The sequence below is a fragment of the Pseudomonas sp. LFS044 genome (genome assembly GCF_047978245.1).
Taxonomy (GTDB): Bacteria; Pseudomonadota; Gammaproteobacteria; order Pseudomonadales; family Pseudomonadaceae; genus Aquipseudomonas.
The window spans coordinates 248,197-257,083 of record NZ_JBFPFX010000004.1; the positions used below are offsets into that span (position 1 = coordinate 248,197).

At 61.1% G+C, this 8,887-nt stretch carries 7 protein-coding genes; 2 read left to right on the forward strand and 5 right to left on the reverse strand.

Annotated features, from left to right (window positions below):
* Positions 1-187: 187 nt before the first annotated feature.
* From ACNQPL_RS05250 to ACNQPL_RS05270, 5 genes are all read right to left on the reverse strand, one after another.
* The gene (locus tag ACNQPL_RS05250; protein WP_346612849.1) at positions 188-1,681 is read right to left on the reverse strand and encodes an acetyl-CoA hydrolase/transferase family protein; all 1,494 of its coding nucleotides are present in this window, start codon (positions 1,679-1,681) and stop codon (positions 188-190) included.
* Between the two features lie 188 nt (positions 1,682-1,869).
* The gene (locus ACNQPL_RS05255) at positions 1,870-3,306 is read right to left on the reverse strand and encodes an NAD(P)(+) transhydrogenase (Re/Si-specific) subunit beta (protein WP_346612850.1); all 1,437 of its coding nucleotides are present in this window, start codon (positions 3,304-3,306) and stop codon (positions 1,870-1,872) included.
* A 2-nt stretch (positions 3,307-3,308) separates the two neighbouring features.
* The gene (locus tag ACNQPL_RS05260; protein WP_008097413.1) at positions 3,309-3,623 is read right to left on the reverse strand and encodes an NAD(P) transhydrogenase subunit alpha; all 315 of its coding nucleotides are present in this window, start codon (positions 3,621-3,623) and stop codon (positions 3,309-3,311) included.
* An 11-nt stretch (positions 3,624-3,634) separates the two neighbouring features.
* Entirely contained in the window at positions 3,635-4,756 is a 1,122-nt protein-coding gene (locus ACNQPL_RS05265) for a Re/Si-specific NAD(P)(+) transhydrogenase subunit alpha (protein WP_346612851.1), read from the reverse strand.
* Positions 4,757-5,174: 418 nt separating this feature from the next.
* A complete protein-coding gene (locus ACNQPL_RS05270) occupies positions 5,175-6,092 on the reverse strand; it encodes a LysR family transcriptional regulator (protein WP_416466153.1) in 918 nt (305 codons plus the stop codon).
* Positions 6,093-6,253: 161 nt separating this feature from the next.
* On the opposite strand from ACNQPL_RS05270, the gene ACNQPL_RS05275 reads away from it, so the two are divergent.
* Together ACNQPL_RS05275 and ACNQPL_RS05280 are read left to right on the forward strand one after the other, a co-directional pair.
* The gene (locus ACNQPL_RS05275; RefSeq protein ID WP_085676655.1) at positions 6,254-7,435 is read left to right on the forward strand and encodes an acyl-CoA dehydrogenase; all 1,182 of its coding nucleotides are present in this window, start codon (positions 6,254-6,256) and stop codon (positions 7,433-7,435) included.
* A 14-nt stretch (positions 7,436-7,449) separates the two neighbouring features.
* Positions 7,450-8,670 (forward strand): CaiB/BaiF CoA transferase family protein, encoded by a 1,221-nt coding sequence (locus ACNQPL_RS05280; protein WP_416466147.1) that lies wholly within the window; start codon positions 7,450-7,452, stop codon positions 8,668-8,670.
* The last annotated feature ends 217 nt before the right edge of the window (positions 8,671-8,887 follow it).

Below are 8,887 nucleotides of genomic sequence, written 5' to 3' on the forward strand. Positions count from 1 at the left end.
ATTTAGGGTTGCGATTCGGAATTGAGCAGCCACAATGAAGCCTGTTAACCAGTACAGTAGTACAGTTTCTGTGAGGTGGATGCGGGGTGTACAACCAGGAAGGGGTAGAACTGTTATGGCCTGACCGCAGGCAGGCCTGCGATCAGGTGTGAACAGCCCTTACTGGGCCGTTCCGACCGACATTGCATCAGCTGGCGAGCATACGCCCGCACTCTTCGAGGTTTTCGTGCCAGCTCAGTGCCTCACGCAGAATGTGCGGGGTATGGCCGCCACGCTGGCAAGCGCGTTCGAAGTAGTCGTTCAGCGCTGCGCGGTAGTCAGGGTGCACGCAGTTGTCGATGATCGCCCGTGCCCGCTCGCGCGGTGCCAGGCCACGCAGGTCGGCCAGGCCTTGCTCGGTTACCAGAATGTCCACGTCATGCTCGGTGTGGTCGACATGGCTGACCATCGGCACCACGCTGGAAATCGCCCCGCCTTTGGCGATCGACTTGGTCACGAACACGGCCAGGTGCGCGTTGCGGGCGAAGTCGCCGGAACCACCGATACCGTTCATCATGCGGGTGCCGCAGACGTGCGTGGAGTTGACGTTGCCGTAAATGTCGAACTCCAGTGCCGTGTTGATGCCGATGATGCCAAGGCGGCGCACGACCTCAGGGTGGTTCGAGATCTCCTGCGGGCGCAGCACCAGTTTGTCCTTGTACCGCTCCAGGTTGCCGAACACGTCGGCGTTGCGGCGGCTGGACAGGGTGATCGAGCTACCGGAGGCAAAGCTCAGCTTGCCAGCGTCGATCAGGTCGAAGGTCGAGTCCTGCAGTACTTCGGAGTACATGGTCAGGTCCTCGAACGGCGACTCGATCAGGCCGCACATCACCGCGTTGGCGATGCTGCCGATGCCGGCCTGCAGCGGGCCGAGCTTGTTGGTCATGCGGCCGGCGGCCACTTCGTTCTTGAGGAAGTTGATCAGGTGGTCGGCGATACCCTGGGTCTCGTCATCCGGCGGCAGCACGGTGGAGGGCGAGTCTGGCTGGTCGCTGATGACGATGCCGACGATCTTCGCCGGGTCGATCGGGATCGCGGTGCTGCCGATGCGATCATCGACCTTGACCAGCGGGATCGGTGTGCGGGTCGGGCGGTAGGTCGGGATATAAATGTCGTGCAGGCCTTCAAGGTTGGCGTTGTGCGACAGGTTGATCTCGACGATCACTTGCTTGGCAAAGATGGCGAAGCTGGCCGAGTTGCCGACCGATGTGGTCGGCACGATGTGGCCTTCCTCGGTGATGGCCACGGCTTCGATCACGGCGATGTCAGGCAGTTTGAGCTGCTGGTTGCGCAGTTGCTCGACGGTTTCCGACAGGTGCTGGTCGATGAACATGACCTGGCCATCGTTGATGGCCTTGCGCAGGGTGCTGTCGACCTGGAATGGCATGCGGCGGGCCAGCACGCCGGCCTCGGTCAGCTGCTTGTCGAGGTCATTGCCCAGGCTGGCACCGGTCATCAGACTGATTTTCAGTGGCGACTGCTTGGCGCGTTCGGCCAGGGCATGCGGCACGGCCTTGGCTTCGCCGGCACGGGTGAAACCGCTCATGCCGACGGTCATGCCGTCCTCGATCAGGCCAGCGGCGTCAGCCGCACTCATTACCTTGCTGTGCAGGGAGGACAAGCGGATACGATCACGGTACATGGATTGTTATCTCAGGCTACTGAAGCTACTGCAGCGCAGTCTAGAGATTTACCCCGGCCCCGTCCCGCGACCATGGTCGTATGAGAAGCCCGGAAATAGAGCCGTTGATCTGGATCAGCAAAACGCAAAAGCCCCGGGAGGAATCTCACCGGGGCCTTCTTTATATGCACAATTTGTTGCGGATAAGTTTACTCCACGGCTTTGACCATGTCCTCGATGACCTTCTTCGCATCACCGAACACCATCATGGTCTTGTCCAGGTAGAACAGTTCGTTGTCCAGGCCGGCATAGCCGCTGGCCATGGAGCGTTTGTTGACGATGATGGTCTTGGCCTTGTATGCCTCGAGGATCGGCATGCCGGCGATCGGCGACTTCGGATCATTCTTCGCCGCCGGGTTGACCACGTCGTTGGCGCCCAGCACCAACACCACGTCAGCCTGGCCGAACTCGGCGTTGATGTCCTCCATCTCGAACACCTGGTCGTACGGCACTTCGGCTTCGGCCAGCAGCACGTTCATGTGCCCGGGCATGCGGCCTGCAACGGGGTGGATCGCGTACTTCACGGTCACACCGTTGTGGGTCAGCTTCTCGGTCAGTTCCTTGAGCGCGTGCTGGGCACGGGCCACCGCCAGGCCGTAGCCCGGGACGATGATCACGCTGTCGGCGTTGCTCAACAGGAAGGTTGCGTCGTCGGCCGAGCCGGATTTCACCGGGCGCTGCTCTTTGGAGCCTTGCGCCGCGCCCGCGTCGGTGTCACCACCGAAGCCACCGAGGATGACGTTGAAGAACGAGCGGTTCATCGCCTTGCACATGATGTACGAGAGGATCGCACCACTGGACCCCACCAGCGAGCCGGCGATGATCAGCATCGAGTTGTTCAGCGAGAAGCCGATACCGGCCGCGGCCCAGCCCGAGTAGCTGTTGAGCATCGACACCACCACCGGCATGTCGGCGCCGCCGATCGGGATGATGATCAGCACGCCCATGATGAAGGCCAGTATCAGCATCAGGGTGAAGGCGCTGTAGTGGCCGGTGAAGGTGAACAGCAGCCCCAGGGCGATGGTGGTCAGGCCCAGGATCAGGTTCAGCTTGTGCTGGCCGGCGAACTGTACCGGTGCACCTTGGAACAGGCGGAACTTGTACTTGCCGGACAGCTTGCCGAAGGCGATCACCGAGCCGGAGAAGGTGACTGCCCCGATGGCCGCGCCGAGGAACAGTTCCAGGCGGTTACCGGTTGGGATCGGGTCGCTGATGCTCGCGACGATGCCCATCGATTGCGGCTCAAGCACCGCCGCGATGGCGATGAACACTGCGGCCAGGCCGATCATGCTGTGCATGAAGGCGACCAGTTCCGGCATCTTGGTCATCTCGACGCGTTTGGCCATGATCGAACCGGCGGTACCGCCGACCAGCAGGCCGACGATCACGTAGCCGATACCGGCAGTCGCGATCTCGGCGCCCAGCTTGTAAATGAGGCCAACGGTCGTGAGGATCGCAATCCCCATGCCGATCATGCCGTACAGGTTGCCGCGCCGCGACGTGGTCGGGTGCGACAAGCCCTTGAGCGCCTGGATGAAGCAGACCGAGGCGACGAGGTAGAGGAGCGTTACCAGATTCATGCTCATGCTTACTTCTGCGCCTCGTTCTTGGTTTTCTTCTTGAACATCTCAAGCATGCGACGGGTGACCAGGAAGCCACCGAACACGTTGACGGCTGCCAGGGCCACCGCCAGGGTGCCCATCACCTTGCCGGCTGGGGTGACGGTCAGCGCAGCTGCCAGCATGGCGCCGACGATGACAATGGCCGAGATGGCGTTGGTAACCGCCATCAGCGGCGTGTGCAGTGCCGGGGTGACGTTCCAGACCACGTGGTAACCCACATAGATGGCCAGCACGAAGATGATCAGGTTGTAGATGCCATGGGAAATCAGCATGTCTTCCATTGTCGTGCTCCTTAGCCGTTCTTGCGCACGACCTGGCCGTCGCGGCACATCAGGCACGCGGCGACGATGTCGTCTTCGAGGTTGATGACCAGCGCGCCGTCTTTGTCGAACAGCAGCTTCATGAAGTCCAGCAGGTTGCGTGCGTACAGTGCCGAGGCATCGGCACCGACCTGGGCCGGCAGGTTGGTCGGGCCGACGATGGTCACGCCGTTCTCCATCACCACCTGGTCGGCGACGGTCAACGGGCAGTTGCCGCCCTGGGCCGCAGCGAGGTCGATGACCACCGAGCCGGGCTTCATCTGCGCCACGGTTTCAGCGCTGAGCAAGGTGGGCGCTTTGCGCCCCGGGATCAGCGCCGTAGTGATGACGATGTCCGCCTGCTTGGCGCGCTCGTGCACCGCTTGAGCCTGGCGTTGCATCCAGCTGGCCGGCATCGGGCGTGCATAGCCGCCGACACCTTCGGCGCACTCGCGCTCCTCATCGGTCTCGTAAGGCACATCAATGAACTTGGCGCCGAGCGATTCGATCTGCTCCTTCACTGCGGGGCGTACGTCCGAAGCCTCGATCACCGCGCCCAGGCGCTTGGCCGTTGCGATGGCCTGCAGGCCGGCAACACCAGCCCCCAGAATCAGCACGCGCGCGGCTTTGACGGTACCGGCAGCGGTCATCAGCATGGGCATGAAGCGCGGGTAATGGTGGGCAGCCAGCAGCACGGCCTTGTAGCCTGCGATGTTGGCCTGGGACGACAGCACGTCCAAGCTCTGGGCCCGCGATGTGCGCGGCGCGGCTTCCAGGGCGAAGGCGGTGATGCCGCGTTCGGCCATCTTGCCGATCAGCTCACTGTTGAAGGGGTTGAGCATACCGACCAGTAGGCTGCCACTGTTGAGCTGGGCAAGCTCCTGATCGTTGGGGCCGACCACCTTGAGAACCAGTTGGGCACCGAAGGCATCGGCTGCGCTCCCCAAGGAAGCACCCACGGCCTCATAGGCACTGTCCGGGATGCTGGCATTGAGCCCTGCCCCCCGTTGGACGGTGACCTGATGGCCCTGGCCAATCAGTTTCTTGATGGTTTCCGGGGTAGCAGCGACCCTTGTCTCACCGGTCTGCGTCTCGAGAGGAACACCAATGTGCACGACAATTTCTCCTGCGGTGACCTTTTTGTCTTTATAGAAGCCCGCGTACTTCGGGTGGTGCGCGGGTTTGGCTGTTAGGCGCCAATCCGCCGAATCCTGGGCGGGCGGAGCATTTTGCAGATGAACCGAAAGGCCTACAACCGGTTATGGAGCGAAACGAAGTCAAAACTACAAGTCACCCTGTGACCGTATGTCGCAAGTGTTCGGCTGCAGCCCGTCAAACATGGGCTATTCGCAGATTAGGGCAAATTTTGAATTATTTTGCGATGTTTTCGCGTATGGACTCATGAAGGTCGTAAATACCCCTGAAGTCCGCGTGGTTGATGGCTTTGATCAAGTTTTTCGACCGACCCTTACAGTTTTCGCTTAAGCGACATATAGATATATCTGTAGGTGTTTAAAATAATTGACTACAGAGTCAGGAAGAGGCCTTTTCCGCGTGCGAGGCGATATAGCGCTGTGCCTGTTCCAGCAGCCAGTCACGAAAAGCCCTGAGAGACGCGGACTCCACCTTGCGCTCGGGAATCATCAAATAGTAGGCCTTGTCGCTGGATAGGGCGTATCTGTTAGCGACCACCAGCCGGCCATCCTGCAACTCGCGTTGAATCAGAAAAGGCGGGATCAGCGCGACGCCCATCTCATGCATGGCGGCTTGGGCGAGCATGGAGAATAGTTCGTAGCGTGGGCCTGTCATGTCGCCAGCGATATTCATGCCCAGGCCATTGAACCACTGGCGCCAGGCATACGGCCGGGTGGTCTGCTGCAACAATGGCAGGCTGGCGATGTGCTGCGCGTCGAGCATGCCCTGCCCGTCCAGCAGCGCTGGGCTGCACACAGGTAGCGGGTTTTCACCCATCAGGCGGTGGGACTGTGTGCCAGACCAGTCGGCATCGCCGAAATAGATCGCGGCGTCGAACGCCGTGTCGGCGAACAGGAAAGGCCGAGTGCGGTTGGTCAGGTTGACGGTTACCTCCGGATGGCGCTGCTGGAAATCCTTCAAGCGCGGTAGCAGCCATTGAGTGCCGAAGGTTGGCACCACGGCGAGCTCGATCACGTTGGCGCCCTGCTGACGCATCACCGAAAGCGTGTCCCGCTCCACGGCGTCCAGTTGGGTAGCGACCTGTCGACTGTATGAAAGGCCTGCCTCGGTCAGCTTAACGCCGCGGCGTGAACGCCTGAACAGTTCCACGTTGAGAAACGCTTCAAGGCCACCGATCTGTCGACAGACGGCGCCTTGCGTAAGTGCCAGTTCCTGCGCGGCCTTGGTAAAGCTCTCGTGGCGCGCTGCCGCTTCAAAGCAGACCAGGGCGGTGGTGCTGGGGATCTTCCGGCGCATGTACGGCAACCTCACTCATCGGGTCGGCAATATGGGCTTTCTGTTGGTTACAGAGTGACAAATTATCACTAATACGTGCGCAATCCTCGTTTGTCCCCGCCGCTGATCAGGCCTAGGATCAATGGCACAAGAACCAGCTCCCTATTTCGAGGATTTCGCTCATGGCCGGTAAAGCAAGCTTCAACTGGATCGACCCGCTGCTGCTGGATCAGCAGCTCACTGAAGAAGAGCGCATGGTGCGTGACAGCGCTTATCAGTTCGCCCAGGACAAGCTCGCGCCGCGCGTGCTGGAGGCCTTCCGCCATGAGCAGACCGACCCGGCGATCTTCCGCGAGATGGGCGAAGTCGGCCTGCTGGGCGCGACCATTCCCGAGCAGTACGGTGGCAGCGGGCTGAACTACGTGTGCTACGGCCTGATTGCCCGTGAAGTGGAGCGTATCGACTCTGGCTACCGCTCGATGATGAGTGTGCAGTCGTCGCTGGTGATGGTGCCGATCAACGAGTTCGGTACCGAAGCGCAGAAGCAGAAGTATCTGCCCAAGCTTGCCAGTGGCGAGTGGATCGGTTGCTTCGGCCTGACCGAGCCGAACCACGGCTCCGATCCAGGCTCGATGATTACCCGCGCCAGGAAGGTTGACGGTGGCTATCGGCTGAGCGGCAGCAAGATGTGGATCACCAACAGCCCGATCGCCGATGTGTTCGTGGTTTGGGCCAAGGACGACGCCGGTGATATCCGAGGCTTCGTCCTGGAAAAAGGCTGGCAGGGCCTCAGCGCCCCGGCGATCCATGGCAAGGTCGGGCTGCGTGCTTCGATCACTGGCGAGATCGTCATGGACAACGTGTTCGTGCCGGAAGAAAACATCTTTCCGGATGTGCGCGGGCTGAAGGGCCCGTTCACCTGCCTCAACTCCGCTCGCTATGGCATCTCCTGGGGTGCGCTGGGTGCGGCCGAGGCTTGCTGGCACACCGCTCGCCAGTACACCTTGGACCGTCAGCAGTTCGGCCGCCCACTGGCTGCCAACCAGTTGATCCAGAAGAAGCTGGCCGACATGCAGACCGAAATCACCCTGGCCCTGCAAGGTTGCCTGCGTTTGGGCCGGATGAAGGATGAAGGCACCGCTGCGGTGGAAATCACCTCGATCATGAAGCGCAACTCTTGCGGCAAGGCCCTCGATATCGCGCGCATGGCTCGAGACATGCTCGGCGGCAACGGGATCTCCGATGAGTTTGGCGTGGCGCGTCACCTGGTCAACCTTGAGGTGGTCAATACCTATGAAGGTACCCATGACGTGCACGCGCTGATTCTGGGGCGCGCGCAAACCGGCATCCAGGCTTTCTATTAATAAGGAGCCCGCTCATGGGTGCGCTATCTCATCTGCGGGTGCTGGACCTTTCCCGCGTGCTGGCGGGCCCGTGGTCTGGCCAGATCCTGGCTGACCTTGGGGCCGATGTGATCAAGGTCGAGCGCCCGGGCAGTGGCGACGATACCCGTGCCTGGGGGCCACCCTTCCTCAAGGATGCGCAAGGCGAGAACACTAGCGAGGCGGCTTACTATTTGTCGGCCAACCGCAACAAGCGTTCGGTGACCATCGACTTCACGCAGCCGGAGGGGCAGCGCCTGGTACGTGAGCTCGCGGCCAAGTCGGACGTCGTCATTGAAAACTTCAAGGTCGGTGGGCTGGCGGCGTATGGCCTGGATTATACGAGCCTCAAGGCGGTCAACCCCAAGCTTGTCTATTGCTCTATTACCGGCTTCGGGCAGACCGGGCCGTACGCCAAGCGCGCTGGCTACGACTTCATGATCCAGGGCCTGGGTGGGCTGATGAGCCTGACTGGGCGCCCTGACGGTGAAGAGGGCGCAGGCCCGGTAAAAGTGGGGGTTGCCCTTACCGACATCTTGACTGGGCTGTACTCGACCGTCGCCATCCTGGCCGCCCTCGCCCATCGCGATCAGGCCGGCGTTGGCCAGCATATCGATATGGCCCTGCTTGACGTTCAAGTGGCTTGCCTGGCCAACCAGGCGATGAACTACCTGACAACCGGCAACCCGCCCCGGCGTTTGGGTAATGCGCACCCTAATATCGTGCCTTATCAGGATTTCCCCACGGCGGATGGCGATTTCATCCTTACCGTGGGCAATGATGGCCAATTCCGTAAGTTCGCCGAAGTGGCCGGTCAGCCGCAATGGGCGGATGACCCGCGCTTCGCCACCAACAAGCTGCGGGTGGCCAACAGGGCCGAGTTGATTCCGCTCATCCGCCAGGCCACGGTATTCAAGACCACCGCTGAATGGGTGAGCCAGCTGGAGGCTGCCGGCGTGCCCTGCGGGCCGATCAATGACCTGGCGCAGATGTTTCAGGACCCACAGGTGCTCGCGCGGGGCCTGGCGGTGAGCATGCCGCACGCCTTGGCCGGGGCTGTGCCGCAGGTGGCCAGCCCGATTCGGTTGTCGGAGACGCCGGTGGAGTATCGGCGTGCGCCGCCACTGCTGGGTGAGCATACCGAGGCGGTGCTGGGTGATGTACTGGGGCTGGGTGCGGATGCACTGGAGAGCCTACGCAGTTCAGGTGTGCTCTAAGGTTATCTATATATAGGCGTAGAAGGCGGGGAGGCCGACAGGCCTCCCCGCTTTGCTTTTCAGCGATGTGACGGTTTAGTGAATTTAAGGGTTGACGGGGTTTTGAATCCCCTTATAATGCGCCCCACTTCCAGCGACATCGGAACGACAAACTCCTTGAGATTCAATGAGTTAAGTAGTTAAGGTGGTGCTGCAAGGGCTACGATCGAATGATCGC

Coding starts and splice junctions, on each gene's coding strand:
- ACNQPL_RS05250 (WP_346612849.1), bottom strand. CDS start 1,681: ATGTACCGTGATCGTATCCGCTTGTCCTCCCTGCACAGCAAGGTAATG.
- ACNQPL_RS05260 (WP_008097413.1), bottom strand. CDS start 3,623: ATGGAAGACATGCTGATTTCCCATGGCATCTACAACCTGATCATCTTC.
- ACNQPL_RS05255 (WP_346612850.1), bottom strand. CDS start 3,306: ATGAGCATGAATCTGGTAACGCTCCTCTACCTCGTCGCCTCGGTCTGC.
- ACNQPL_RS05280 (WP_416466147.1), top strand. CDS start 7,450: ATGGGTGCGCTATCTCATCTGCGGGTGCTGGACCTTTCCCGCGTGCTG.
- ACNQPL_RS05270 (WP_416466153.1), bottom strand. CDS start 6,092: ATGCGCCGGAAGATCCCCAGCACCACCGCCCTGGTCTGCTTTGAAGCG.
- ACNQPL_RS05275 (WP_085676655.1), top strand. CDS start 6,254: ATGGCCGGTAAAGCAAGCTTCAACTGGATCGACCCGCTGCTGCTGGAT.